Here is a 25,454-nt window from a genome sequence, read left to right as displayed (position 1 = left end):
ACCGCGGGTTTGGTTCAATGGCCGTGGACCCAGGCGCCCGCGACGTGCGGGGGCCGACCGCAGGAATGGAGCAGACGTGATCCGAGTCGGAGTGTTCGGTGCCAATGGCCGCATGGGTGCCGAGGTGTGTCGCGCGGTGCAGCGTGTCGACGGGCTGCAGCTGGTGGCCGCCGTCGACGCGGGCGACCCGCACGACGAGGCGGAGGGCTGCGACGTCATCGTCGACTTCACCCATCCCGATGCGGTGATGGAGAACATCAAGTGGTGCATCGACCGCGGCATCCACACCGTGGTGGGCACCACCGGCTTCACCGAACAGCGGCTGGAGCAGGTGCGCGCCTGGCTCGCCGACAAGCCCGAGGTGGGCTGCCTGATCGCCTCCAACTTCTCGATCGGCGCGGTGCTGATGATGCACATCGCCGAGATGGCCGCGGCCTACTACCCGAGCGTCGAGGTGATCGAGCTGCACCACCCGCAGAAGGCCGACGCTCCCTCCGGCACCGCCGGCAGCACCGTGGAGCTGATCGCCGCCGCCCGCGAGAAGGCCGGGCTGGGCGAGGTCCCCGATGCCACCATGCACGATCCCGACGGTGCCCGGGGCGCCGTGGTGCAGGGCGTCCACGTGCACTCGGTACGGCTGCAGGGCCTGGTGGCCCACCAGGAGGTCCTCTTCGGCGGTCCCGGGGAGACGCTCACCATCCGTCATGACTCGCTGGACCGGGCCTCCTTCATGCCCGGCGTGGTCAAGGCCGTGCAGGACGTGCCCAGCCATCCCGGCCTGACGCTCGGCATCGAGCGGCTGCTGGGCATCGAATGAGGCGGCTCGGCTGTCTGGTGCTGGTCCTGCTGGTACTGCTGGCGGGCGCGGCCGGGCTGGACTGGTGGGCTCGTGGGCAGGCGGAGAGCCGCGCCGCGACGCTGCTGGCGCAACGGCTCGGCACCAGGCCCGAGGTGACGGCGCACGGCTGGCCCTACCTGCGCTCCCTGCTCGACGGCACCGTCGAGCAGGTGGACGTGCGTGCGCCCCGGGCCGACCTCAGCCTGCAGGGTCACGAGGTGCAGGTCAGCGAGCTCGACGTGGTGGCCCGCCAGGTGGGTCCGGTCCAGGACCCCTCGGCCGCGAAGGCCGGCACGCTCAGGGGCAGTGCCCTGGTCGGTTACGAGCAGATGTCTCGGGCCATGGACGCCACGATCGTCTCCGGCGGAGGGGAGAAGGTGAAGCTCTCCCGGCGCGCGCAGCTGCTCGGTACCGAGGTGGACGTCGTCGTGGTGGCGGTCCCCTCCGTGGCGGAGGGTCGGCTGCAGCTGGACGACGCCCAGGTGAGCCTGGACGGCACCGAGCTGGACGAGGCGCAGGCGCAGGCCGTCGTGGACACCGTGGAGCAGTCCGCAGAACTGCCGCGGCTGTCCAACCTGTCGGTGAACTCCCTGCAGGCCAGCCCACAGGGCCTTCGGCTGGGCTTCACCGGCGAGGACGTGCAGCTCTCCGAGCTCGGCTGATCCCGCGGGGCTCCCCGGCGGGCCGGCTCAGTCCTGGCGGATGTCGGTGTGCAGGCGCACCTGCTTGACGCGCAGCACGCCGTCCTCGGTGCCCACCTCGCGGTGCGCGCCGTCCGGGGCCCATCCGGTGCCCTCCAGCCAGCCGCGGCGCTCGTCGTCGGTGCTGCGCAGCCACCAGGTGGCGCGCTCGTAACCGTCGGCGCGCATGGTGTCCACCAGGGCGTGCAGCAGGCGGTCCTCGTGGCCCTGCCCGGCGAGCAGCGGGTCGACGAGGAATTCCACCACCTCCGAGTCGGTGGCCACGGCGTCGGGATCCTCGCTGGGACCGATGGCGGCGAAGCCGCAGACCCGGGTGCGGTGGCGGGTGGTGCCCGGCTCGGCACCGGGCTCCGCGTCGCCGAAGGCCTGGGTGGCCACCAGCACACGGTGGTGGGCCAGCGGGGGACGGGTGATGGCGTGGTGCCAGACCTGGGCCATCTCGTCGACGCCGACCTCGTCCAGGGTGCGTCGCTCCAGCTCGTCGTCGGCCCAGCAGCGACGTTGCAGCTCGGCGATCTGGACGGCCTCGGCAGGCATGGCGAGGCGAACGCTCGGGGCGATCGGGGTGGAGGGCTGGTTCTGCGGCATGGCTGCATCCTATGGTGGCTGCGCGCGACGGACGAACGGCTCCGGGCGAGCCGGGCCAGGTGGGGGGAGTGCCGTCGGCCGGTCAGCGGTTTCATGCTGATAACTCATTAACTTGCGGGGGGTATGCAATACTGATCGCAGGTTCGAGTTGTCTGACCCCCCGAGCAGACAACTCGAACCCTTTTCGTCCCCGGGTTCCGGGCCTCGGGGGTGCCGAACGGGGCCGGGTGCGCGAGAGGGCGGTGGCAAGGGCGCTCTCCGGTAGTGTGTAGGGGTGTCGACCCAACTCCAGACCCCCTCCCGCCTCGCTCCCGGAACGCTGCGGATCATCCCGCTCGGCGGCCTGGGTGATGTCGGGCGCAACATGACCTGCTTCGAGATCGACGGCCAGATCCTGCTGGTGGACTGCGGGGTGCTCTTCCCCGAGGACGACCACCCCGGCGTCGACCTCATCCTGCCCGGCCTGGACTACCTGTCCGACCGGCTCGACGACATCATCGGCATGGTGCTGACCCACGGCCACGAGGACCACATCGGTGCCGTGCCCTATCTGCTGCGCCGCCGCAGCGACATCCCGATCTGGGGCTCCAAGCTCACCCTCGCCCTGGTGGAGGGCAAGCTGCGCGAGCACCGGATCCGCAACACCGACCTGCAGGAGGTCCGCGAGGGCGACCGCGCCCGGGTGGGCAACTACGACCTGGAGTTCTTCGCGGTCAACCACTCCATCCCCGACGCCCTGGCGGTCTGCATCCGCACCGAGGGTGGCACCGTGCTGCACACCGGTGACTTCAAGATGGACCAGCTCCCGCTGGACGGCCGGATCACCGACCTGCGCGGCTTCGCCCGGCTCGGGGAGGAGGGGGTCGACCTGTTCATGGCCGACTCCACCAATGCCGAGGTGCCCGGCTTCACCACCCCGGAGAAGGACCTCGTGCCCGCCCTGGAGCGCACCTTCGAGCGCTCCCGCAAGAAGCTGATCGTGGCCTGCTTCGCCTCCCACGTGCACCGCGTCCAGCAGATCCTGAACCTGGCCGTGAAGTACGACCGCAAGGTGGTCTACGTGGGCCGCTCCATGGTCCGCAACATGTCGGTGGCGCGTGACCTGGGCTACCTGACGGTGCCCGGCAACACGCTGATCGAGCTCAAGGACATCGACAAGTACGCCGACGACAAGGTGGTCATCGTCTCCACCGGTTCGCAGGGCGAGCCGCTGTCGGCGCTGAGCCGGATCGCCAACAAGGAGCACCCGGTGATCGAGGTGGGCCAGGGCGACACCGTGCTGCTGGCCTCCAGCCTGATCCCCGGCAACGAGAACGCCGTCTACCGCGTCATCAACGGCCTGTCCCGGCTGGGCGCCAACGTGGTGCACAAGGGCAATGCCCTGGTCCACGTCTCCGGCCATGCCAGCGCCGGCGAGCTGCTCTACTGCTACAACGTGATCCGGCCGCGCAATGCCATGCCTGTGCACGGCGAGATCCGCCACCTGATCGCCAATGCGGACCTGGCCAGGGCCACCGGCCTGGCCGACGAGAACGTCGCGGTGGTGGAGGACGGCGCCGTGGTGGACCTGGCCAAGGGCCGGATCCGGGTGGCCGGCAAGATCGACGCCTCCTACATCTTCGTGGACGGCTCGACGGTGGGCGACATCACCGAGAGCGAGCTCACCGACCGCAAGATCCTGGGCGAGGAGGGATTCATCTCCGTCGTGGCGGCGGTGAACCTGCACACCCGCACCCTGGTCAGCGGCCCCGACATCCACGCCCGTGGCTTCGCCGAGACCGACGACACCTTCACCCAGATCCGCCAGCAGCTCACCCAGGAGCTGGAGAAGGCGCTGGCCGACGGCGTCGACGACACCCACCGGCTGCAGCAGACCATCCGCCGCACCATCGGGCGCTGGGTCTCGCAGACCTACCGCCGTCGTCCGATGATTGTGCCGGTGGTGGTCTCCACCTAGGCCTCCGGCGGCAGGCGGTCCACCATCACGGTGGGCCGTCGCCGTTTTGGCCAGAAGGGTGGCGAGGGTCTATCCTTCTTGGGTTGCCCGTTTCGGGCTGATCCACTCTGTGCCACCTCCCGGGTGCTGCAGGGAACCGATTCCATGAACTGAGGAGTTACCAATGGCTGCCGTGTGCGACGTCTGCGCCAAGGGCCCGGGCTTCGGCCACAACGTGCCGTGGTCGAAGAAGAAGACCAACCGTCGGTGGAACCCGAACATCCAGCGCGTGCGTGCCACCATCAACGGCACCCCCAAGCGCGTCAACGTGTGCACCTCCTGCCTGAAGGCCGGCAAGGTCTCCCGCTGACCCTGCGGCCCCCGCGGCCGTCCGTCCCCATGGGGACACCCTGAACATGGCACTGGCCACCGGACCCGGTCCGGTGGCCTTGTCGTGTCCCGGGCCTGTCAGGGGTGGCTTGTAGGCTGCTCGACGTGCCCAAGAAGACTTCTGCCCCCGCCCCGGCCTGGCAGCCCCAGTGGCGCACCGAGACCTTCGCCGAGCTGAACCGGCCGCTGGCCAAGGTGGTGGGCGACAAGACCGCCAAGGCGCTGGAGTCGCTGCGGCTGCACACCGTGGGGGACCTGGTGCGCCACCTGCCGCGCCGCTATCTCTCGGGCACCGAGAACAGCTCCCTGGCGGACCTGCCGATCGGCGAGGACGTCGCGGTGATGGCCGTGGTGGGCCGCACCCGGCAGGCCGGAGCCCCGCCGCGGATGCGGCTGGAGGTCACCCTCACCGACGGCCAGGGCACCCTGGGCTGCACCTTCTTCGGCAAGCCCCACCTGGTGAAGTACTGGGAGTCGGTGCTGCCGGTGGGGGCCCGCGGCATCTTCGTCGGCAAGGTGGGCACCTTCCAGGACCGTCCCCAGCTCACCCACCCCAACTTCGTCATCCTCGACGCCTCCGGCACGGTGATCGGCAAGGCCAACCAGAACGCCATGGTGCAGCAGGTCTCCCGCTCCGGCCTGGTGGGCATCTATCCCGCGACCGCCAAGATGCCCACCTGGGAGGTGGGCGAGACCATCCAGCTGGTGCTGGAGCAGATGGGCCCGCTGGCCGAGCCGCTGCCCGACTGGCTGGTGCGCGAGGAGGGCCTGCTGGGCCTCGACGAGGCGCTCACCCTGGCCCACCAGCCGGACAGCCGGGACCAGGCCGAGGCTGCCGCCGACCGGCTGCTCTTCGACGAGGCGCTGCAGATGCAGCTCACCATGGCCTACCGGCGCCACGACAATGCCCACTTCACCGCTGCGCCGCTCACCGGGGGCGGGGGACTGCTGGCCGCCTTCGACCAGCGGCTGCCCTTCACGCTGACCGCCGGGCAGCAGCGGGTGGGCGAGGAGGTCTTCGAGGCCATCGCCGGCACCGCGCCGATGCAGCGGCTGCTGCAGGGCGAGGTCGGCTCCGGCAAGACCCTGGTGGCGCTGCGCGCCATGCTGCGCGCCGTCGACTCCGGCAAGCAGGCCGTGATGCTGGCCCCCACCGAGGTGCTCGCCACCCAGCACTTCGAGTCGATGCGCCGCCAGCTCGGGGACCTGGCCGCCGGCCAGACCCTGGGCGCCCCGGAGGAGGCCACCGAGATCGTCCTGCTCACCGGCTCCATGTCGGCGGTGGCGAAGAAGAATGCCCTGCTCAAGGTGGCCTCCGGCCAGGCCGGCCTGGTGGTGGGCACGCATGCCCTGCTGGCCGACCGGGTGCAGTTCGCGGACCTCGGCCTGGTGGTCGTCGACGAGCAGCACCGCTTCGGCGTCGAGCAGCGCGCCGTGCTCAACGACAAGGCCGAGCTGCGGCCCCACGTGCTGGTGATGACCGCCACCCCGATCCCGCGCTCGGTGGCGATGACCGTCTTCGGTGACCTGGAGGTCTCCACCCTCGACGAGCTGCCTGCCGGCCGCCAGGAGGTGCAGACCAGCCTGGTGCACGTCCCCAGCCATCCCACCTGGGTGGAGCGGGCCTGGCAGCGGATCCGTGAGGAGGTGGCGGCGGGGCGCCAGGCCTTCGTGGTCTGTCCCCGCATCGAGCCCACCGATGCCGACGAGCTGCCCAGCGCCGAGGACCAGGCGCCGCCCAGCGCCACCGTCGTCGAGCTGGCCGAGCAGCTGCGCTCCGGGCCGCTGCAGGGCCTGCGCCTGGAGGTGCTGCACGGCAGGATGCCCGCCGAGGAGAAGGATGCGGTGATGCAGCGGATGGCCGCCGGCGAGGCGGACGTGCTGGTGGCCACCACCGTGATCGAGGTGGGTGTCGACGTGCCCAATGCCACCGTGATGGTGGTGATGGACGCCGATCGCTTCGGCATCTCGCAGCTGCACCAGCTGCGCGGCCGGATCGGCCGGGGCGAGCACCCCGGCCTGTGCCTGCTGATCAGCCAGGCGCCGGCGGACTCCAGCGCCCTGGAGCGGCTGCGTGCCGTCGAGGCCACCCGCGACGGCTTCCAGCTCGCCGAGCTCGACCTGGCCCAGCGTCGGGAGGGCAATGTGCTGGGCGCCAACCAGTCGGGCGGGCGCTCCAGCCTCAAGCTGCTGCGCGTCATCGAGCACGCCGACCTGATCGCCCACTGCCGCGACCTGGCCGAGCGGCTCGTCGCCGACGACCCGGACCGGGTCAACCCCTACCTGGCCGACATGGTCACCCAGACCGAGCTGCTGGCTGCAGGGGAGTGGCTCGAGAAGAGCTGATCCGCTCCCTGCTGGCTCAGGCCTTCGGCTCGGGGCCGAAGGTGAAGCCGCGGCCGGTGATCTCGTCGGGGGTGATGCGCACGTAGTGGCGCTTCACGGTGGGCACCCAGGGGCGCAGCGGCATCTTGTCCGCCAGGGCCAGCTCGCGCTCGTCGGTGATCTCGGCGGCATTGCCCTTGATCACGACGCTCCAGCCGCCCTCCTCGTCCCAGCCGTCCACCTCGAAGGCGACGTGCTCGTTGTCGGTGAGCTCCTGCAGCTTGGAGCCCGAGGCGGTGCGGAAGACCACGGACTGCCCGTCGACGCAGTAGTTGATGGGGAAGATCTCGGGCTGGCCCTCCTTCGCGGTGGCGAGCCGGCCCACCTCCTGGCTGGCGAGGTAGCCCCAGCAGGTGTCTTCTTCGATGGTGGTGATCGGGTTCGTGTCGGCCATGACCCAATTCTTGCCCATCACCCGCCGCCGTGACCGGGCGGGGCGGCACTTTCGGGCATGGGCCGGACGGTGGAGACGTGAGCAGCCCCGTCGCAGTCAATGTCACGGTTTGGTGGGGGTAGACGCCCACTAAAGTGTGACAGTGTCGGGCGAGAGGAGTTCTGGGCACTCCGGCCATCGCCACGGGCGACCTGCCCTCAGTCGGCGCAGTAGGGTTGCCCACCATGAGCAGGATCATCGCCGGCAGCGCTGGAGGCGCCAGGCTGCAGACCCCGCCGGGGGAGCGGACCAGGCCCACCACCGATCGAGTGCGCGAGGCCTTGTTCAGCTCGCTGGCCACCTGGAACGGCACCGCCGACGCGGGCGCGGACGCCCAGCTCGACCAGATCGCCTTCCTGGACCTCTACGCCGGTTCCGGTGGGGTGGGCCTGGAGGCCGCGAGCCGCGGGGCCGGGCCGGTGGTGCTGGTGGAGCACGACCAGGGCACGGCCCGGCTGGTCCGCGCCAACCTGGCCCACACCCGGCTGCAGGCGCGCGTCGAGGTGGCCGCCGTGGACGGCTGGCTGCAGCGCGAGGACTCCCGCTTCGACGTGATCTGGCTGGACCCGCCCTATCCCTTCACCAACGAGCAGGTCTCCCGGACCCTGGAGCTGGCGCTGGCCCGCCTGGTGCACAACGGGATCATCGTGCTGGAGCGCTCCTCGCGCAGCGGCGAACCGGACTTCCCGCCCGGCACCGAGCACTGGTCCAAGGGCTATGGCGAGACCGTGCTGCACTACTGCACACCCCTGCCCCAGGACGAAGAAGTCCCAACCCCGGCCGACGATCCCCAGCAGAGCGACGATCCCCAGCACCACGACGAGGAGGAGACGGCATGAAGGCCATCATCCCCGGGTCCTTCGACCCCATCACCCGCGGCCACCTCGACGTGGTCGAGCGTGCCCACAAGGTCTTCGGCCAGGTGCTGGTGGCCGTCGGGCGCAATTCCACCAAGAACCACCTGTTCGACGTCGAGGAGCGCGTGGCCCTGGCCCGCGATGCGGTGTCCGGCTGGGAGGGCGTCGAGGTGGGCGTGATCGAGGGCCTGCTGGTGGACTATGCCAGGGCCCAGGGCTGCACCGTGATCGTCAAGGGCCTGCGCTTCGCCGGCGACTTCGACTACGAGCTGCAGATGGCCAACCTGAACCACCACGTCTCCGGGCTGGAGACCGTCTTCCTGCCCGCTGAGGGCCCCTATGCCACCGTCTCGTCGAGCATGATGCGTGAGGTGGCCTCCTTCGGCGGCGACATCTCCGCCTTCGTGACGCCGGCAGTCAACGAGGCCATCGTCCGTCGGGTCGCCGAGCGCCGCCAGGCCTGAGCCCCCGGCCCGGGCAGCTGCCCGCTGCACCGCAGCAGCTCGCGGTTTGGTTCCGGGGGAGGGCTGCGGGTAGAGTTGGCCCTCGGTCATGACGCTGTCGTGCCACCGTGCTGAAGGGATCGTGATGAACCAGCATCGCCACCTCGATGGCCGCTCGCCTCTCGTACTCGAGATCCACGAGCTCGCCCGTCGTGCCGGGACGATGAAGGAACTGCATCGCGATGTCCCCGCGCCGGCGGAACTCGGCATCGAGATGATCAAGGTGCCTGAGGGCTCCGACATCGCGCTGGACCTCCGTCTGGAGTCCGTGGTGGAGGGCGTCCTGGTCACCGGCACCGCCGAGGTCGAGCTCGTCGGGGAGTGTGCGCGCTGCCTGGAGACGTTCGAGGACGAGTCCTCCTACGACATCCAGGAGCTGTACTTCTACCCGGAGCGCGAGGCCGAGGAGGATGCCAGCTACATCCAGGACGACATGATCAACCTGGACCCGGCACTCCGCGACGCGGTGGTGCTGGACCTGCCGTTCACGCCCCTGTGTCGGGATGACTGTTTGGGACTGTGCGTCACCTGTGGCGCCAACCTGAACGATGATCCGGACCACAGCCACGGCGAGGAGATCGACGCCCGCTGGGCGGCGCTCACCGAGCTGGACGTTGACGGCGAGCAGAACTGAGAAGGGCCCGGACCTGGTTCGGGCACCACAGACGAGAGAGCCACCACCCGGTGGCCACCACTCAAGGAGAAGATCGTGGCAGTCCCGAAGCGGAAGATGTCCCGCAGCAACACCCGCAGCCGTCGCGCCCAGTGGAAGGCGACCGCCGCCAACCTGGTGACCTGCGTGAACCCCGCGTGCCGCGAGGCCCACCTGCAGCACACCGCGTGCCCCGCCTGCGGCCAGTACGGCCCCCGCGCCTCGCGTCGCCAGGTCCTCGACGCCTGACATGGCGGCTCAGCAGAGCCGTTTCCAGCAGCTTCTCGACGAGCTGGGTGTCCCGATGGACGCCCAGCTCTTCGAGCTTGCCCTGACGCACCGCTCCTATGCCTACGAGAACGGCGGCATCCCCACCAACGAGCGCCTGGAGTTCCTGGGCGACTCGGTGCTGGGCATCGTCGTCACCGAGCACCTCTACCTGACCTTCCCGGACTACCCCGAGGGGCGTCTGGCGAAGCTGCGCGCCGCCGTGGTCAATGCGGTGACGCTGGCCGAGGTGGCCCGGGGCCTGGAGCTGGGGCCGATGGTGCGGCTGGGACGCGGCGAGGTGACCACCGGCGGCAGCGACAAGACCTCGATCCTGGCCGACACCACGGAGGCCCTGATCGGTGCGATCTTCCTGACCGGCGGCATGGAGAAGGCCGAGGTCTTCGTGCACCACATCTTCGACCCGCTGGTGGACGAGGCCGACCAGATGGGTGCGGGCCTTGACTGGAAGACCTCCCTGCAGGAGGTCTGCGCCAATGCCGGCCACCCGATGCCCACCTACCTGATCGAGGAGTCCGGCCCGGACCACGACAAGCGCTTCGTGGCGCGTGCCGTGGTCAACGGCGTCGAGTACGGCAGCGGCTCGGGACGCAACAAGAAGCAGGCCGAGCAGGAGGCGGCCGGCAAGGCCTTCACCGCCATCCAGGCCGCGGCCCAGGCAGCCGAGCAGGCCTCGCGCGACGAGGACCCGCTGACCGATCCCGGCGCCGCCGCGGCGGCCACCGCCTGATCCCGTGCCCGAGCTGCCCGAGGTCGAGACCGTCCGCGCCGGGCTCGAGCCGTTGGTGACCGGACGCACCATCAGGCGGGTGCAGGTACTGCACCCGCGCCCGGTGCGCCGTCACCAGCTCGGCCCGCGCGACTTCGAGACCACCCTGTCCGGGCGTCGCTTCGAGGTGCCGCGACGCCGCGGCAAGTTCCTGTGGTTCCCGCTGGTCGACGGCGACGCCGTGCTGACCCACCTGGGCATGAGCGGACAGTTCCGCGTCGACACCCCCGAGACCGCCCTGCTGCGCAACACCCGGGTGCTCTTCGACCTGGACGACGGCTCCCAGCTGCGCTTCGTGGACCAGCGGATGTTCGGTGGCCTGCAGCTGAGCACCGGGGGAGCGGAACTGCCCACCGAGATGGCCCACATCGCCCCCGACCCCTTCGAGCCGGCCTTCGACCTGGAGCAGGTGGCGGCCCGGATGCGCCGCAAGCGCACCACCGTGAAGCGTGCCCTGCTGGACCAGACACTGGTCAGCGGCATCGGCAACATCTATGCCGACGAGGCGCTCTGGCTGGCCGGGCTGCACCCCGAGCGGCCCACCGACCGGCTCACCCGCCCCCAGGCCGTCGGCGTGCTGGAGGCGGCACGCACCGTGATGGCCGAGGCCCTGGAGCAGGGCGGCACCAGCTTCGACGAGCTCTACGTCAAGGTGAACGGCGAGTCCGGATACTTCGACCGCTCCCTCAATGCCTATGGCCGCGACGGCCTGCCCTGCTCGCGCTGCGGCACCACCATGGTGCGCAGCCAGTTCACCAACCGCTCCAGCCACTTCTGCCCGAGCTGCCAGAAGCCACCGCGGGCCGTCCGCCCCGGCGGCGCCACCGCCACCGCGCGCCGCACCGGGGTGCGCGCCACCGGCGGCGGTAGGCTCCCATGACTGTGAGCGAAGCCCCCGTCACCACCGAACCCGTCGTCGAGTCCCGACGCGCGCGGAGCAAGCGTCACCTGCGCCAGTTCGTGAAGTTCGGCATCGTGGGCGGCTCGGGCGTGGTCGTGAACATGGTGGTCGCCTTCATCATGACCAAGCTGCACGGCGGCACCAGCAGGGACAATGCGCCCCTGTGGTACATCACCAAGCAGCACGCCTTCCGGTACACCCACCTGGTCTGGATCGGCGCCTTCCTGGTGGCGAACCTGTGGAACTTCGAGCTGAACCGTCGCTGGACCTTCAAGCGCGAGCACAGCCGCAGCTGGTCCCGGGAGTTCTGGCCCTTCTTCGCCGTCGGCGCAGTGGCGGCGGGTGCCGGCCTGTTCATCAAGACGGCGCTCACCAATCCCACTTCGCCCTTCTACCTGCCGGGCTCGGTCTTCAACGACGACCAGGGCCTGCGGGCACGCGCCTACTGGTCCCAGCTGATCACCATCGTGCTGACGCTCCCGATCAACTTCATCGTGAACAAGCTGTGGACCTTCCGTGCCGTCAAGCACCCGGAGACCGGCGAGGACGTGCCCTTGGTGGCGCCCGTCGTCTCCCCGGAGCTGGTCGACGAGCAGGGCGAGCCCACGGTCGCCGCGCTCGGCGTGCAGACCTCGGGCCAGCTCTCGGAGCGGCTGCGTCGTGACCGGGCGCTGGACGAGGCCGAACAGGTCTAGGCCGTGTACCTCAAGAGCCTCACGCTGCGTGGCTTCAAGTCCTTCGCCTCGGCCACCACGCTCAACTTCGAGCCGGGCATCACCTGCGTGGTGGGCCCCAACGGCTCCGGCAAGTCCAATGTGGTCGACGCGCTGAGCTGGGTGATGGGCGAGCAGGGGGCCAAGAGCCTGCGCGGCGGCAAGATGGAGGACGTCATCTTCGCCGGCACCTCCGGCCGTGCCCCACTGGGCCGCGCCGAGGTGGTGCTCACCATCGACAACACCGACGGCGCGCTGCCGATCGAGTACACCGAGGTGACGATCAGCCGCACCATGTTTCGCAACGGTGGCAGCGAGTACGCCATCAACGGCCACTCCGCCCGGCTGCTCGACGTGCAGGAACTGCTCAGCGACTCCGGCATCGGCCGCGAGATGCACGTCATCGTCGGCCAGGGCCAGCTCGACACCATCCTGCAGGCCACCCCCGAGATCCGCCGCGGCTTCATCGAGGAGGCCGCAGGTGTCCTGAAGCACCGCAAGCGCAAGGAGAAGGCGCTGCGCAAGCTGGAGTCCACCCAGGGCAACCTGGACCGGCTCAACGACCTGGTGGCCGAGATCCGTCGCCAGCTCAAGCCGCTGGGGCGCCAGGCGGAGGTGGCCCGCAAGGCCGCCGTGATCCAGGCCGAGCTGCGCGACGCCAAGGCCCGCCTGCTGGGCGACGACCTCACACAGGCCACCCTCGCCCTGGAGACCGACCTGGCCGACGAGGCCGCCCTGTCCCAGGCCCGTGCCCGCGCCGAGGCCGCCCTGGATTCTGCCCGCAACGACGAGCAGGCCGCCGAGCAGGCGGTCGCCGAGGCCCAGCCGCGCCTGGCCCGGGCCCAGGAGACCTGGTACGCGCTGGCCGCCCTGCGCGAGCGGGTCACCACCACCCAGCAGATCGCCGCCGAGCGGATGCGTCATGCCGACGCCCAGCCCGAGCTCGGGCGCCAGGGCCGAGACCCGGAACAGCTGGACCAGGAGGCCGCGGAGGCGCGCGAGGCCGAGAACGACCTGCGCGAGCAGGTCAAGGCGCTGCAGGACAAGCTGGCCGACGCCCAGCAGCGACGCTCCACCGCCGAGGCGGCCCACGCCGAGGCCGACCGGGCCCATGCCGCGGCACTGCGCGCCATCGCCGACCGTCGCGAGGGGCTGGCCCGCCTCACCGGTCAGGTGAACTCGCTGCGCTCCCGGCTGGACGCCTCCGCGGAGGAGACCGACCGGCTCGCCGCCCAGCGCGACGAGGCCCTGGCCCGCGCCGACCAGGCCGCCGCCCAGGTGGCCGAGGCACGCAGCGCCGTCGAGAACCACCAGGGTGCCGGCGACGAACTCGTCGCCGCCCAGACCGAGGCCACGGCCCGCGTCGACGAGCTGGGACGAGCGCTGCAGGAGCTGCGTCGCAGCGAGCAGCAGGTGCGCCAGCGCCACGCCGGCCTGGCCGCCCGGATCGATGCCTTGGAGATGGGCCTGGACCGCACCGACGCCCCCGCCGCCCTGCTGGCGGCGCGCGACCGGCTGGGCGGCCTGCTGGGCCAGGTGGCCGAGCTGGTCAGCGTCGAGCCCGGCTGGGAGACCGCCCTGTCCGCCGCCCTGGGCAGCGCCACCGAGGCCATCGCCTTCGACTCGCTGGAGGCCGCAACCCAGGCCCTGGAACACCTGCGTTCCGGCGAGCTGGGCCGCGCCGGGCTGCTGCTGGCCGGTGCCAGCCGCTCCGGTCTGGTGGAGGTGCCCGAGGGCCTGCGCCCGGCCCTCGACGCCGTCAGCGTCACTGAGCCGCTGCAGCCCGCGCTGGAGCGGGTGCTGGGCCACGTCGTGTTGGCCGAGGACGAGGCCGAGGCCACCCGGATCGCCCGCGAGCATCCCGACCTGGCGGCGGTCACCCGTCAGGGCGACATCATCTCCAGCTGGTTCGTCACCGGCGGCTCCACCTCGAAGTCCTCGCTGATCGAGATCCAGGCCGCCGTGGACCAGGCCCGCGCCGACGAGGAGGACGCGCTCGCCGAGATCGGCAGCCTGGAGCAGCGGATCGAGGCTGCCACCGCCGAGCTGGAGCAGGTCAATGCCCAGCGCACCGCCGCCCGCGCCGCCGTCAAGGCCTCCGAGCAGGAGCACGCCGAGCTGAGTCGACGGCTCAGCGTGCTGGCCCAGGCCGAGACCTCTGCCCGCGCCGAGGCCGACCGCCTGGAGCAGGCGATCGGCAAGGCGGCCGCCACCCGCGCGCAGCACGAGGCCGGCCTGGCCGACCTGGAGCAGCGCCTGGCGAACGCCTCCGCCGAGGGCGAGGTCGACGAGCCCGATGCCACCGAGCGCGACCAGCACGCCGAACAGGCGCGGCTGGCGCGCACCGAGGAGATGGACTCCCGGCTGGCCCTGCGCACCGCCGAGGAGCGGGTGCGCGGCCTGGCCGGACGCGCCGATTCGCTGCGCCGGGCGGCCGTCGCAGAGCGCCAGGCCCGCGAGAAGGCCGCCGCCCGAGCCGCACAGCTGCGCCGCGAGGCGCAGGCCGCCACCGCCGTGCACGCCGCCGCCGGCTGGCTGCTGGGCCGGGTGGACGCCTCGCGGGTGCTGGCCACCACCGAGCGCGACGAGGCCGAGGCTGCGCGCGTCGAGGCGGAGGCACGGCTGGGCGTGGCACGTCGCGAGAGCCGCGAGCGCGCCCGCGAGCTGGAGAAGATCGTCGAGGGCGCCCACAAGGATGAGATGGCGCGCATCGAGATGCGGATGCGCATCGAGTCGCTCGCCGAGCGGGCCATGGCCGAGCTGGGCCTCGAGGCCCAGGTGCTGATGGACGAGTACGGCCCCGACCAGTTCGTCCCGGTGCTCACCCGACCCGACGGCTCCGCCCTGACCGAGGACGACGAGCAGCCCGAGCCGGTGCCCTTCGTCCGCGAGGAGCAGGCCAAGCGGCTGCGCACCGCCGAGCGCAACCTGCAGGTGCTGGGACGGGTGAACCCGCTGGCGCTGGAGGAGTTCGACGCCATGCAGGAGCGCCACGCCTTCCTGGCCGAGCAGCTCGAGGACCTGCGCCAGACCCGCAAGGACCTGATGGACATCGTCGAGGAGGTGGACAAGCGCGTCGAGGAGGTCTTCGCCGCCGCCTATGCCGACGTGGAGCGCACCTTCAACGACGTCTTCCCGCGCCTCTTCCCCGGGGGAGAGGGGCGGCTGGTGCTCACCGAGCCCGGCAGCTGGCTCACCACCGGCGTCGACGTGGAGGCGCGCCCGGCGGGCAAGAAGGTCAAGCGTCTCTCGCTGCTCTCCGGCGGCGAGCGATCCCTGGTCGCCGTCGCCTTCCTGGTCAGCCTGTTCATCGCCCGGCCCAGCCCCTTCTACATCCTCGACGAGGTGGAGGCCGCCCTCGACGACGCCAACCTCGGCCGCCTGCTGGGCATCTACGAGCAGCTGCGCGAGAGCTCCCAGCTGCTGGTGATCACCCACCAGAAGCGCACCATGGAGATCGCCGACGCCCTCTACGGCGTCACGATGCGCGGCGACGGCGTCTCCACCGTGATCAGCCAGCGCCTGGGCCACGACGAGGACTGAGCGGGGTTCGCTGAGCGTCCGGTGAGGCTGCGCTGATTCTTTGCTGTGCGTTCACCCCGTCGCTGGCGATTCGAGGCCCATGACGAGCGTCATGGGCCCCACAATGGAGTCATCCACCCACGAGTAGTGAAGGCTCCACCTGTGACTGCGGTCTACATCTCCATGTTCCTCATCATCCTCGTGGCCCTCGCCGTCTGGGGCGTCGTCGCCGTCGGCATGCACGGCGCCGGCAAGGAGCGGGCCCCGAAGCTCGCGAACCAGCTGGCCGAGGCCGCCCGCCACATGAATGGCGACGCCGAGCCCCCGCAGGCCCTGGTGGACCTGATGCCCAAGCAGCTGGCCGACAGCCAGCGCTGACACCCTCCTGCGCACGGCCCCGGTCATCTGACCGGGGCCGTGCTGCGTCTTCGATAGGGTGAGCGCGTGGACCAATTCTTCTGGTGGATCATCGGTGGCGTCATCGCCTGCCTCGTGCTGGCCAGCATCGTCATCTTCGTCGGCAATCGGCGTGGCGTCGAGGGCTCGCAGACCCGCCCCGAGGTGCCCCGCGAACCCACCTCGACCGAGGTGGACACCCTCGAACCAGAGATCGGCGTCGAGGTCCCGGAGTCTGCCGGCTCCCGCCTGGCCCGGCTGCGTCGTCGGTTGTCCGGCAGCAACAATGCTCTGGCTCGCGGCCTGGCCGACCTGCTGGCGCGTGACCGGCTCGACGAGGAGACCTGGGACGACTTCGAGGCCACGCTGATCAGCTCCGACCTCGGCGTCGGCCCCACCACCGAGCTGGTGGGCAACCTGCGCAAGAAGCTGGCGATCGACGGCGTGCAGGACCCGAACCTGGCCGCCGGCGTGCTGCGCACCGAGCTGGTCAACCTGGTGGATCCCACCATGGACCGCTCGCTCAACCTGGCCCGTACCGACGGCAAGCCCGCGGTCGTGATGGTGGTGGGTGTCAACGGCACCGGCAAGACCACCACCTGCGGCAAGCTGGGCCGTGTCCTGGTGGCCGAGAACAAGTCGGTGCTGCTGGGCGCGGCCGACACCTTCCGTGCCGCCGCCGCCGAGCAGCTGTCCACCTGGGGCGAGCGGGTCGGCGTGCAGACCGTGCGCGGCGAGGAGGGGGCCGATCCCGCCTCCGTCGCCTACCGTGCCGTGGAGGAGGGCATCGCCCAGGGCGTCGACGTGGTGCTGATCGACACCGCCGGCCGGCTGCACACCAAGACCGGGCTGATGGACCAGCTGGGCAAGGTGAAGCGCGTGGTGGAGAAGATCGCGCCGGTCAGCGAGGTGCTGCTGGTGCTGGACGCCACCACCGGTCAGAACGGCCTGGTCCAGGCCCGGATCTTCCGCGAGGTGGTGGACGTCTCCGGTCTGGTGCTGACCAAGCTGGACGGCTCGGCCAAGGGCGGCATCGTGGTGCAGGTGCAGCGCGAGCTGGGCGTCCCGGTGAAGCTGATCGGGCTGGGCGAGGGCGTGGACGACCTGGCCCCCTTCGAGGCCGAGGGCTTCGTCAACGGTCTGATGGGGCAGTAGCTTTATCACATTTTGTGTGAATTTTTCCTCGAACCCTGTGCAAGCGGGGTCGTCGAGGACCAGAATGTGGCCATGACCTCCCAACTGATCCAGCGGGCGCTCGAGACCGCCACCGACACCAAGGCCATCGTCGCGGGACGCGGCGTGGTCGACCAGACCGGGCAGGTGTTCACCGACTGCTTCGGCGACGCGCACGTCATCATCGTCGCCGACGAGAACACCTGGGCCGCCGCCGGCGAGGCCGTGCAGGCCTCCTTGGAGGCAGCCGGTGTCACCCTCGAGCCTGCCCACGTCTTCCCGGGCACCCCCACCCTCTACGCCGGTTACGAGAACGTGGAGATCCTGCGCGAGCACCTCAAGGGCGTCGACGCCGTCGCCGTGAGCATCGCCTCGGGAACCCTGAACGACCTCACCAAGCTGGCCTCCGGCGAGCTGGGTCGGCCCTACATGAATGTCTGCACCGCCGCCTCCATGGACGGCTACGCGGCCTTCGGCGCCTCCATCACCAAGGACGGCTTCAAGATCACCCGCAACTGTCCGGCCCCCACCGCCCTGGTCGCGGACCTGGACATCATGGGCAAGGCGCCCCAGCGACTGACCGCCACCGGTTTCGGCGACCTGATCGAGAAGATCCCCGGTGGCGCCGACTGGCTGCTCTCCGACGAGCTGGGCATCGAGGCCGTCGATTCCTATGTCTGGGGCCTGGTGCAAGACACCCTGCGCGACGCCCTGTCCGATCCCACCGGCTGCGCCGAGGGCAGGCCGGAGGCCATCGAGGGGCTGGCCGAGGGCCTGCTGATGAGTGGCTTGGCGATGCAGGCGCACCAGTCGTCGCGTCCGGCCTCCGGCGCCGGCCACAACTTCTCCCACCAGTGGGAGATGGAGGGCCACGGCCTGGACTGGGAGCCCCCGCTGAGCCATGGCAACAAGGTGGGCCTGGGCACCGTGGCCGTCTGCGCGCTCTACGAGAAGGTGCTCGAGCTGGATGTGAAGGGCCTGGACGTGGACGCCGCCGTCGCCGCCTGGCCCGACGAGAAGGCCAATGACGAGCGGGTGGCCGCCCTGCAGCCCATCGAGGCGATCCGTGAGGCCGCCCTGGGCCAGTCGCGTGCCAAGTACGTGCAGCCCGACCAGATCCGTGAGCGCATCGAGCTGGTCCAGCAGCACTGGGACGCCATCCTGGAGCGGGTGCGCCCGCAGCTGGTGAGCGCGCGCGAGGCCGCCGAGATGCTGAAGGCCGTGGGTGGCCCCTACCACCCGCAGATGATCGACATCGACATGGACAAGATGAAGCTGACCTACTACCAGGCCCAGACCATCCGTTCCCGCTACACCATCCTCGACACCCTGCAGGAGCTGGGCCTGCTGGGCCAGGTGATCGACTCCCTCTTCGAGGGCGACGGCTACTGGGCCCAGAACCCCACGGCGGACTGAGGCGATCCACACCGCCGACGAGCCGGACGGCGCCGCACCTCGGGGGTTGCGGCGCCGTCCCCTGTCCGGGCCACCCCGGCGCCCTGCCCGACGGCGACGGGATCAGCGCAGGCTGGTGGGCAGCAGCTCGTCGGGGGAGTGCAGATCCAGGGCCTCGACCCGTTCGCCGGCCAGCGCAGCCTCCATCGCCTGCCAGGCCGCGTCGCGGGGCTCGTCGATGGTCAGCTGGTGCCAGAAGCGGCGCACCGGACCCGACGCCACCCACGGGCCGGGCATCTCGCCGTCGTCGCGCAGCACGGTGAGCATCATGTCCGCCACCCGCGGCTGGTCGGGTGAGACCGAGGGCTGGAAGTAGGGAAGCGCCAGGGCCCGGGCTCCGCAGCGTCGGTAGAAGCGCACCCGGGCGCGTGGGTCGCCGTGCTGCTCGCTGGCCCGGTGCCGCGAGGGGTTCTCCACCTCGCCCAGGATCATGCGCGGCTGCCAGCGCAGCTGCCACTGCACCAGGGCCTGGTCCAGCAGCAGCGATCCGACACCGGTGCCCCGGGCTGCCGCCGTGGTGGCCAGCCAGGTCAGCAGCACCACCCCGCTCGACGGGTCGTGCTCGCCCACGGCGCAGCCCATAATCCGGTCCCCGTCGAGCGCAGCGAGGACGTGCAGCTCCTCGCGCGCCAGCTCGGCGACGAAGCTCTCTTCGGCCAGCAGCTCGCTGTCGGGGAAGGCCGGGCGGAGCACCTCGCGCCAGACCCGTCGGCCCTGCTCGGGAGAGGAGATGGTGGTCAGGTCCATGGCTCCAGCCAACCACGGCCGGCAGCACGACGGCGCCGTCCCAAGGGGGACGACGCCGTCGGGACGGGCTCAGGCCGGATGCCGCTCGGCGAAGGCAGCCTGTGCCTCGAAGGCCTCCTTCAGCGCGGGGTAGAGCCGGGCCTGGACCTCGGAGAGCTCCTGGTAGACCGCGTGGGCGGCCATGTCGGGCTCGGTGACGTCACCCAGCTTCGCCATCGCACGGGAGGTGGCGGCGATGTCGCCGTGCACCCCGGTGTGCGCCATGGCCAGCACGGCGGCCCCCATTGCGGAGACCTCCTCCGCCTCGCAGGCCGTCAGCGGCAGGCCCACGGCGTCGGTCATGATGCGACGCCACAGCGGGGAGCGCTGTCCGCCGCCCATCACGCGGACGCTGGTCAGCGGCGTGCCGGTGTCGCGCTGCAGTCCGGCCAGGTTGCGGGCCATCTCGAGACTGAGGGCCTCCAGGATGGAGCGGTAGATCTGCGCTCGGCCGTGGGCCCCGGCCAGACCCACGATGGCGCCCTTGGCCAGCGGATCCCAGTACGGGCTCTGCACCGCATTCCAGTAGGGCAGCGTCACCAGGCCGCCGCAGCCGATCGCCACCGCGGCAGCCGCCTCGTCGAGCGCCGGGTCGGGCCGCCCGGCCAGCGCCGGATCGCCCAGTTCGCTGCGGAACCAGCCGGCCAGGTAGGAGCCGGAGTTCTGCACGATCTCGAGCACGTACTGGCCGGGCAGGCCGGCGGCATCGGTGCGGTAGACGTCCCCCACCTCGTAGCCGGGGGAGTGCACGCCGGCCACCAGCGCCGTGCCCATGTTCAGGTAGGCCTCGTCGGGTCCGGTGGCGCCGCAGCCCAGGCCTGCGGCCTGACCGTCGCCGCAGCAGGCGATCACCGGGATGGGGCCGGGCAGGCCCCAGTCGGAGGCGACGGCGGGCAGCAGCTCGGCCACCACACTGCCCGGCGGCACCAGGCGCGGCAGCTGCTCGGGCTGCAGACCCACCAGCGAGACCAGTTCCTCGCTGAACTCGAGCCGGGCCATGTCCAGCAGGCCCAGCGAGTCCGCGGTGGCGGCGGAGTCGATCCACTCGCCGGTCATCTCGTGCACCAGGTAGCCGTGCACGCCGGCGATCCGGTCGGCCTGCTCGAGGCTTGCGGGCTCGTGCTCGGCCAGCCAGGCGATTTTGTAGATCGACGGCGTGACGTCGGGCTGGAAGCCGGACAGCCGGTGCACCTGCTCGCTGCCGATCCGGGCCACCTGGGCCGCGGCGCGACCGTCCAGCCACAGGATGCCGGGGCGCACCGGGGTGCCGTCGTCGCGGAAGAGCGAGAAGCTCTGCCGCTGCGGGGTCACCGAGATGGCCGCGATGCGCTCCCGGTCCGCGGTCGACAGGGCGGCCAGCGCGCTGCCCACCGCCTCGCGGGTGCTGGTCCACCAGTCCCGTGGGTCGTGCTCGTAACGGTCGATGCCCGGCGTGTGCAGGGCGATCTCGGCGCGGGCCTCGGCCAGCACCTGGCCGGCCGGGTCCACCACGATCGCCTTCGTGGAGGTGGTGGAGGAGTCCACCGCGATGACGAGGGGTTCGGTTGCCATGTCTCTCCTGTGAGAAGGCCCAGCTGCTTAGGTCGGCCCCAGCCTAGGCCCAGCATTCTGGGCACGAGTCGGCAGGGCAGTATCCTTGGCACTCGACCGCCACCGCTCCGGCCGGTGACCCGCTGACGCGAAGGACAAACAGTGTTCGACACCCTCTCCGATCGCCTTGCCGCAACCTTCAAGGGGCTGCGCGGCAAGGGCCGGCTGACCGAGGCCGACATCGACGCGACCGCGCGGGAGATCCGCATCGCGCTGCTCGAGGCCGACGTCAACCTCTCCGTGGTCAAGGAGTTCGTCGCGAACCTCAAGGAGCGCTGCCGCGCCGAGGAGGTCTCGGCGGCGCTCAACCCGACGCAGCAGATCATCAAGATCGTCAACGAGGAACTGGTCAACATCCTCGGCGGTGAGGACCGCACCATCCGCTTCGCCAAGACCCCGCCGACCGTGATCATGCTGGCCGGCCTGCAGGGTGCCGGCAAGACCACGCTGGCCGGCAAGCTGGCGCTCTGGCTCAAGGGCGAGGGCCACTCGCCGCTGCTGGTGGCTGCGGACCTGCAGCGGCCCAATGCCGTCAACCAGCTGCAGATCGTGGGCCAGCGCGCCGGCGTGCACGTCTTCGCGCCGGAGCCCGGCAACGGCATCGGTGACCCGGTGGCCGTCGCCCGCGCCTCCATCCTCGAGGCCCAGCGCAAGCTCTACGACGTCGTGATCGTGGACACCGCCGGCCGCCTGGGCATCGACGCGGAGCTGATGCAGCAGGCCGCCGACATCAAGGCCGCCGTCACCCCCGACGAGACCCTGTTCGTGGTGGACGCCATGATCGGCCAGGACGCGGTGAACACCGCCCTGGCCTTCAGCGAGGGCGTCGGCTTCGACGGCGTCGTGCTCACCAAGCTCGACGGCGACGCCCGTGGTGGTGCGGCGCTGTCCATCGCCCGGGTGATCGGCAAGCCGATCATGTTCGCCTCCAACGGCGAGGGGCTGAAGGACTTCGACGTCTTCCACCCCGACCGGATGGCCAGCCGCATCCTGGACATGGGCGACATGCTCACCCTGATCGAGCAGGCCGAGAAGCACTTCGACGCCGAGCAGTCGCGCAAGGCCGCCGAGAAGCTGGTCTCCGGCAAGGGCGAGTTCGGCCTGGGCGACTTCCTGGCCCAGATGCAGCAGCTGCGCAAGATGGGCCCGATGAGCAAGATCTTCGGGATGCTGCCCGGCATGGGCCAGATGAAGGACCAGCTGGCCGCCATCGACGAGAAGGAGATCGACCGCATCGAGGCGATCATCTACTCGATGACCCCGGCCGAGCGCGACGACGTCGCCATCCTCAACGGCTCGCGTCGCGCCCGCATCGCCAAGGGCGCCGGTGTCCAGGTGAGCGATGTGAACAACCTCGTGAACCGCTTCGTCGAGGCCCGCAAGATGATGCAGCAGATGGCCGGCGGCGGCATGCCCGGCATGCCGGGCATGCCCGGCATGGGTGGTGGCGCCCGCAAGGGCAAGCAGGCCGCCAAGAAGCCCAAGAAGGGCCAGAAGGTCTCCGGCAACCCGGCCAAGCGTGCGGCCGCCCAGCAGGGCCGCCCCACCGCCGGCGAGATCGTCGACGCGGGCGCCGCCTTCGGCGTCGGTGCCGGGGCCCAGCCCTCCGAGGCGGACCTGGCCAAGGCGATGGAGAACTTCTCGCTGCCGCCCGAGATGCAGAAGATGTTCAAGAACCAGGGACGCTGACCCTTCCCGCACGCCTGTCCCGGGCAGGCGTGCGGCAGGATGGGCGCATGAGCGGCCATTCCCACGGCGAGTTGCCGGAGCTGGTGCACACCCACACGCACGACGGGCACACCCACACCCACATCGGTGAGCTGGTGGTGCCCGACGGGCCCGAGGTCCGGCTCCACCTGCGCGGCACGCTGCTGCCCCAGGGGGAGGTTCGCGACCTGTGGATCCACGACGGCATCGTCACCTACGAACGCATCGACGACGCACTCACCCTCGCCACCGACTGCTGGATCATGCCCGGCCTGGTCGACGCCCACTGCCACATCGGCCTGGACCAGAACGGGGCCGTGCCACCGGAGACCGCAGAGCAGCAGGCCCTGGCCGACCGCAATGCAGGGACGCTGCTGCTGCGCGACGCCGGCAGCCCGGCCGACACCCGCTGGATCGACGAGCGCGAGGACCTGCCGAAGCTGATCCGTGCCGGACGCCACATCGCCCGCCCCAAGCGCTACCTGCGCAACTATGCCGAGGAGGTGGAGCCGGCCGAGCTGGTGGCCACCGTCGAGCAGCAGGCCGCGGCGGGTGACGGCTGGGTCAAGCTGGTGGGGGACTGGATCGACCGGGACGAGGGGGACCTCGCGCCGCTGTGGCCGGTCGAGGTGGCCCAGCAGGCGATCGAGCGGGCGCACCAGCTGGGCGCACGGGTGACGGCCCACTGCTTCGGCGAGCAGTCCGCCGCCGAGCTGGTGGCGGCCGGGATCGACGGCATCGAGCACGGCACCGGGATCACGCCAGAGGTGGTGGAGCAGATGGCCGAACGGCAGGTCTCGCTGGTGCCCACCCTGGTCAACCTGGAGAACTTCCCCGACATCGCCGCCAGCGGCCAGGCCAAGTTCCCGCGCTATGCCGCCCACATGCGCGAGCTCTACCGCACCCGGATCGACGTGCTGCGCTCCGCCCGGGAGGCCGGGGTGCCGATCTTCGCGGGCACCGACGCGGGTGGGGTCATGCCCCACGGAATCCTGGGCCAGGAGGTGGAACTGCTCGGCCAGCTGGGCGATGCCGACTTCGCCCTGGGCGCCGCCTCCTGGCGTGCCCGCGACTGGCTGGGCCGGCCCTGCCTGGAGGAGGGGGCCCCGGCCGACCTGGTGGTCTTCGCCGAGGATCCCCGGAAGAACCTGGGCCTCGCCCGTCACCCCTTGGCGGTGGTGCTGCGCGGCCGGGTGGTGCGCGCGGCCCGGCCGTGACTGCCTCGCGGTAAAGATCACACAACAAGTGGTGGGATTCACGAGACACTGACCGGTCGGTCAGTGTGTAATGGGTCAGCGGCTCCAGCGTGGGGGCCACGAACGTCTGCAGGAGTCATCGATGACCATCACACCCGATCCCACGATCGACCGGCAGGGCAGCCCGAACCTGATCGGGCCCAAGCTCAACGTTCCGCTGCTGGGCCAGAAGCCCACCGAGAGCAAGCCGGCCTGGTTCGTGGCCTCCCTGGTCTTTGCCCAGTTCGCCCTCTTCGTCGGCCTGCTGGGGCCGGTGGTGGTCACCATGGCCCTCAAGGTGAACACCTTGACCAGCGATCCCGCCGAGCAGGTCAAGTGGGTGGGTGGGGTGCTGGCGCCCGGCGCCCTGGCCGCCGTCTTCGCCAATGCCTTCTTCGGTCGCCTCTCGGACCGCACCACCTCGCGCTGGGGGCGCCGACGCCCATGGATGATCGGGGGCGTCCTGGTGATGGTGCTGGCCCTGGTGATCATCGCCCTGGCCACGGGCAAGGGGATGCTGACCCTGGGCTGGTTCCTGGCCCAGATGGGCGCCAATGCCGCCCTCAGCCCCTACGTCGCCACGATGGCCGACCAACTGCCCGACAACCAGTACGGCAAGGTCTCCGGCCTGGTGGGCATGGCCCAGAACATCGGCATCTTCGGTGCCACCGCCATCGGCAGCGCGCTGGCCACCAACACCCTGATGATGTTCCTGGTGCCCGGCATCATCGCGGCCATCGGCGTGATCATCTACGCCCTCTGCCTGCCCGAACCCGTGCTGAAGCAGAATGCCTACCCCTTCGACGCCAAGACCTTCTTCGGCTCCTTCTGGACCAGCCCCTTCAAGTTCCCGGACTTCGGCATGGTCTGGTGGGGACGCTTCTTCATCACTCTGGCCTCCTTCCTGTTCACCACCTTCCGCCTGGCCTACATGAAGCAGCACCTGGGCTTCGGGGCCGACGACGCGGCTGCCGCCGCGGCGGTGACCACCGGTGTGGGCATCTACACCGTGGTGCTGATCTTCAGCTCGGTCACCGCGGGCTGGCTGAGTGACAGGACCGGCAAGCGCAAGATGCTCGTGGCCTTCTCCACCGCCCTGTTCGCACTCGGCACGTACCTGCTGCTGCATGCCGGGTCGGTCACGCACTTCTACCTGATCGAGGCGCTGATGGGCTTCGCCTTCGGCATCTACGCCGCCGTGGACTTCGCCCTGGTGCTCGACGTGCTGCCCAATGCGGAGGATGCCGGCAAGGACCTAGGCGTCTTCAACATGGCCAACGCCCTGCCGCAGTCGCTGGCTCCCTACCTCGGTGGCTATCTGCTCGGCACGCTGGGCGGCGGAACCAACTTCACCTGGCTGTTCACCGTGGCGGGCGTCGTCGGCCTGCTGGGGGCCGTGATCGTCCTGCCCATCAAGGGCGCCAAGTAGCGCCCTCATCACCGCCACCACAGGGCCGTCGAGCACGAGCTCGGCGGCCCTGCGTCGCTCCCGGGATCGTGCCGCGGCCCTGACTGGCTTCGCGGGGTCGGATCTGGCAAAATGGCAAGAGCGTCTGTGCCCGCTGGCGCCCTCTAACTCCGGCGGCGCGGATTCATCCGATGCCAGGACCCGTGCCCCACACTCGTCCGAAGCATC

23 protein-coding genes are annotated in these 25,454 nt (G+C 70.7%); 19 read left to right on the top strand and 4 right to left on the bottom strand.

Going from position 1 to position 25,454, the window contains the following annotated elements:
- Nucleotides 1-76: 76 nt before the first annotated feature.
- Together dapB and ABD073_RS12895 are read left to right on the top strand one after the other, a co-directional pair.
- Nucleotides 77-817, top strand: coding sequence for a 4-hydroxy-tetrahydrodipicolinate reductase (dapB, locus tag ABD073_RS12900; protein ID WP_343875230.1), 741 nt, complete (start codon nucleotides 77-79; stop codon nucleotides 815-817).
- 17 nt (nucleotides 818-834) lie between these two features.
- Nucleotides 835-1,500 (top strand): LmeA family phospholipid-binding protein, encoded by a 666-nt coding sequence (locus ABD073_RS12895; protein WP_343875228.1) that lies wholly within the window; start codon nucleotides 835-837, stop codon nucleotides 1,498-1,500.
- A gap of 27 nt (nucleotides 1,501-1,527) precedes the next feature.
- Here ABD073_RS12895 and ABD073_RS12890 read toward each other — a convergent pair whose 3' ends face one another.
- Nucleotides 1,528-2,127 carry a GNAT family N-acetyltransferase gene (locus ABD073_RS12890; RefSeq protein ID WP_343875225.1) on the bottom strand — a complete coding sequence of 200 codons (600 nt, stop codon included), beginning with the start codon at nucleotides 2,125-2,127 and terminating at the stop codon, nucleotides 1,528-1,530.
- A 274-nt stretch (nucleotides 2,128-2,401) separates the two neighbouring features.
- Here ABD073_RS12890 and ABD073_RS12885 point away from each other — a divergent pair, with 274 nt between their 5' ends.
- The 3 genes from ABD073_RS12885 (at nucleotide 2,402) to ABD073_RS12875 (ending at nucleotide 6,799) form a co-directional block, all read left to right on the top strand.
- Nucleotides 2,402-4,084 (top strand): ribonuclease J, encoded by a 1,683-nt coding sequence (locus tag ABD073_RS12885; RefSeq protein WP_343875224.1) that lies wholly within the window; start codon nucleotides 2,402-2,404, stop codon nucleotides 4,082-4,084.
- A 163-nt stretch (nucleotides 4,085-4,247) separates the two neighbouring features.
- Nucleotides 4,248-4,433, top strand: a complete 186-nt coding sequence (gene rpmB, locus ABD073_RS12880) for a 50S ribosomal protein L28 (RefSeq protein ID WP_343875222.1) — start codon at nucleotides 4,248-4,250, stop codon at nucleotides 4,431-4,433.
- Nucleotides 4,434-4,558: 125 nt separating this feature from the next.
- Nucleotides 4,559-6,799: an ATP-dependent DNA helicase RecG gene (locus ABD073_RS12875; protein WP_343875219.1), complete on the top strand. Its 2,241-nt coding sequence runs from the start codon at nucleotides 4,559-4,561 to the stop codon at nucleotides 6,797-6,799.
- 16 nt (nucleotides 6,800-6,815) lie between these two features.
- On the opposite strand, the gene ABD073_RS12870 is transcribed toward ABD073_RS12875, so the two are convergent.
- Nucleotides 6,816-7,232, bottom strand: coding sequence for a pyridoxamine 5'-phosphate oxidase family protein (locus ABD073_RS12870; RefSeq protein WP_386751320.1), 417 nt, complete (start codon nucleotides 7,230-7,232; stop codon nucleotides 6,816-6,818).
- Between the two features lie 224 nt (nucleotides 7,233-7,456).
- Between ABD073_RS12870 and ABD073_RS12865 the strand changes: the two genes are divergently transcribed.
- From ABD073_RS12865 to ABD073_RS12815, 11 genes are all read left to right on the top strand, one after another.
- Nucleotides 7,457-8,110, top strand: coding sequence for an RsmD family RNA methyltransferase (locus tag ABD073_RS12865; protein WP_343875216.1), 654 nt, complete (start codon nucleotides 7,457-7,459; stop codon nucleotides 8,108-8,110).
- Nucleotides 8,107-8,592: a pantetheine-phosphate adenylyltransferase gene (gene coaD / locus ABD073_RS12860; RefSeq protein WP_343875214.1), complete on the top strand. Its 486-nt coding sequence runs from the start codon at nucleotides 8,107-8,109 to the stop codon at nucleotides 8,590-8,592. The genes ABD073_RS12865 and coaD overlap by 4 nt, the downstream gene beginning before the upstream one ends.
- Nucleotides 8,593-8,680: 88 nt before the next feature.
- Nucleotides 8,681-9,265 (top strand): YceD family protein, encoded by a 585-nt coding sequence (locus ABD073_RS12855; RefSeq protein ID WP_386751317.1) that lies wholly within the window; start codon nucleotides 8,681-8,683, stop codon nucleotides 9,263-9,265.
- A gap of 75 nt (nucleotides 9,266-9,340) precedes the next feature.
- Nucleotides 9,341-9,532, top strand: coding sequence for a 50S ribosomal protein L32 (gene rpmF / locus ABD073_RS12850; RefSeq protein WP_343875213.1), 192 nt, complete (start codon nucleotides 9,341-9,343; stop codon nucleotides 9,530-9,532).
- 1 nt (nucleotide 9,533) lies between these two features.
- The gene (rnc, locus tag ABD073_RS12845; RefSeq protein ID WP_343875212.1) at nucleotides 9,534-10,301 is read left to right on the top strand and encodes a ribonuclease III; all 768 of its coding nucleotides are present in this window, start codon (nucleotides 9,534-9,536) and stop codon (nucleotides 10,299-10,301) included.
- Nucleotides 10,302-10,305: 4 nt separating this feature from the next.
- Entirely contained in the window at nucleotides 10,306-11,220 is a 915-nt protein-coding gene (mutM, locus tag ABD073_RS12840) for a bifunctional DNA-formamidopyrimidine glycosylase/DNA-(apurinic or apyrimidinic site) lyase (protein ID WP_343875210.1), read from the top strand.
- Between the two features lie 2 nt (nucleotides 11,221-11,222).
- Nucleotides 11,223-11,936 carry a GtrA family protein gene (locus tag ABD073_RS12835; protein WP_343875207.1) on the top strand — a complete coding sequence of 238 codons (714 nt, stop codon included), beginning with the start codon at nucleotides 11,223-11,225 and terminating at the stop codon, nucleotides 11,934-11,936.
- A gap of 3 nt (nucleotides 11,937-11,939) precedes the next feature.
- Nucleotides 11,940-15,497 (top strand): chromosome segregation protein SMC, encoded by a 3,558-nt coding sequence (gene smc / locus ABD073_RS12830; RefSeq protein WP_343875204.1) that lies wholly within the window; start codon nucleotides 11,940-11,942, stop codon nucleotides 15,495-15,497.
- Nucleotides 15,498-15,638: 141 nt separating this feature from the next.
- Nucleotides 15,639-15,854 (top strand): hypothetical protein, encoded by a 216-nt coding sequence (locus ABD073_RS12825; RefSeq protein ID WP_343875202.1) that lies wholly within the window; start codon nucleotides 15,639-15,641, stop codon nucleotides 15,852-15,854.
- A gap of 66 nt (nucleotides 15,855-15,920) precedes the next feature.
- Complete coding sequence (gene ftsY / locus ABD073_RS12820; protein ID WP_343875201.1) at nucleotides 15,921-17,027, top strand: signal recognition particle-docking protein FtsY; 1,107 nt, start codon at nucleotides 15,921-15,923, stop codon at nucleotides 17,025-17,027.
- 72 nt (nucleotides 17,028-17,099) lie between these two features.
- Nucleotides 17,100-18,461 (top strand): sn-glycerol-1-phosphate dehydrogenase, encoded by a 1,362-nt coding sequence (locus tag ABD073_RS12815; RefSeq protein ID WP_343875199.1) that lies wholly within the window; start codon nucleotides 17,100-17,102, stop codon nucleotides 18,459-18,461.
- Nucleotides 18,462-18,563: 102 nt separating this feature from the next.
- Here ABD073_RS12815 and ABD073_RS12810 read toward each other — a convergent pair whose 3' ends face one another.
- Together ABD073_RS12810 and ABD073_RS12805 are read right to left on the bottom strand one after the other, a co-directional pair.
- Nucleotides 18,564-19,247, bottom strand: a complete 684-nt coding sequence (locus ABD073_RS12810) for a GNAT family N-acetyltransferase (protein WP_343875197.1) — start codon at nucleotides 19,245-19,247, stop codon at nucleotides 18,564-18,566.
- A 69-nt stretch (nucleotides 19,248-19,316) separates the two neighbouring features.
- Nucleotides 19,317-20,837, bottom strand: coding sequence for a xylulokinase (locus ABD073_RS12805; RefSeq protein ID WP_343875195.1), 1,521 nt, complete (start codon nucleotides 20,835-20,837; stop codon nucleotides 19,317-19,319).
- Between the two features lie 141 nt (nucleotides 20,838-20,978).
- Here ABD073_RS12805 and ffh point away from each other — a divergent pair, with 141 nt between their 5' ends.
- The 3 genes from ffh to ABD073_RS12790 all read left to right on the top strand — a co-directional run bounded on the left by ffh (nucleotide 20,979) and on the right by ABD073_RS12790 (nucleotide 25,247).
- Nucleotides 20,979-22,565, top strand: a complete 1,587-nt coding sequence (ffh, locus tag ABD073_RS12800) for a signal recognition particle protein (protein ID WP_343875193.1) — start codon at nucleotides 20,979-20,981, stop codon at nucleotides 22,563-22,565.
- Nucleotides 22,566-22,612: 47 nt separating this feature from the next.
- On the top strand, nucleotides 22,613-23,800 hold the full coding sequence (locus ABD073_RS12795) for an amidohydrolase family protein (protein WP_343875191.1): 1,188 nt from the start codon (nucleotides 22,613-22,615) through the stop codon (nucleotides 23,798-23,800).
- Between the two features lie 121 nt (nucleotides 23,801-23,921).
- A complete protein-coding gene (locus ABD073_RS12790; RefSeq protein ID WP_343875189.1) occupies nucleotides 23,922-25,247 on the top strand; it encodes an MFS transporter in 1,326 nt (441 codons plus the stop codon).
- Nucleotides 25,248-25,454 lie beyond the last annotated feature (207 nt).

The organism is Luteococcus peritonei (genome assembly GCF_039526385.1).
Lineage (GTDB): Bacteria > Actinomycetota > Actinomycetes > Propionibacteriales > Propionibacteriaceae > Luteococcus > Luteococcus peritonei.
The sequence above is the reverse complement of the archived record's forward strand: the minus strand, read 5'-3'. Positions and strand labels throughout refer to the sequence as shown.

Bases quoted from the DNA above. Each gene is read 5' to 3' on its own strand.
- ABD073_RS12890 (WP_343875225.1), bottom strand. From the start codon at position 2,127: ATGCCGCAGAACCAGCCCTCCACCCCGATCGCCCCGAGCGTTCGCCTC.
- ABD073_RS12795 (WP_343875191.1), top strand. From the start codon at position 22,613: ATGAGCGGCCATTCCCACGGCGAGTTGCCGGAGCTGGTGCACACCCAC.
- ABD073_RS12870 (WP_386751320.1), bottom strand. From the start codon at position 7,232: ATGGCCGACACGAACCCGATCACCACCATCGAAGAAGACACCTGCTGG.
- ABD073_RS12855 (WP_386751317.1), top strand. From the start codon at position 8,681: ATGACGCTGTCGTGCCACCGTGCTGAAGGGATCGTGATGAACCAGCAT.
- ABD073_RS12865 (WP_343875216.1), top strand. From the start codon at position 7,457: ATGAGCAGGATCATCGCCGGCAGCGCTGGAGGCGCCAGGCTGCAGACC.
- ABD073_RS12805 (WP_343875195.1), bottom strand. From the start codon at position 20,837: ATGGCAACCGAACCCCTCGTCATCGCGGTGGACTCCTCCACCACCTCC.
- rnc (WP_343875212.1), top strand. From the start codon at position 9,534: ATGGCGGCTCAGCAGAGCCGTTTCCAGCAGCTTCTCGACGAGCTGGGT.
- ABD073_RS12815 (WP_343875199.1), top strand. From the start codon at position 17,100: ATGACCTCCCAACTGATCCAGCGGGCGCTCGAGACCGCCACCGACACC.
- ABD073_RS12790 (WP_343875189.1), top strand. From the start codon at position 23,922: ATGACCATCACACCCGATCCCACGATCGACCGGCAGGGCAGCCCGAAC.
- rpmB (WP_343875222.1), top strand. From the start codon at position 4,248: ATGGCTGCCGTGTGCGACGTCTGCGCCAAGGGCCCGGGCTTCGGCCAC.
- ABD073_RS12810 (WP_343875197.1), bottom strand. From the start codon at position 19,247: ATGGACCTGACCACCATCTCCTCTCCCGAGCAGGGCCGACGGGTCTGG.
- coaD (WP_343875214.1), top strand. From the start codon at position 8,107: ATGAAGGCCATCATCCCCGGGTCCTTCGACCCCATCACCCGCGGCCAC.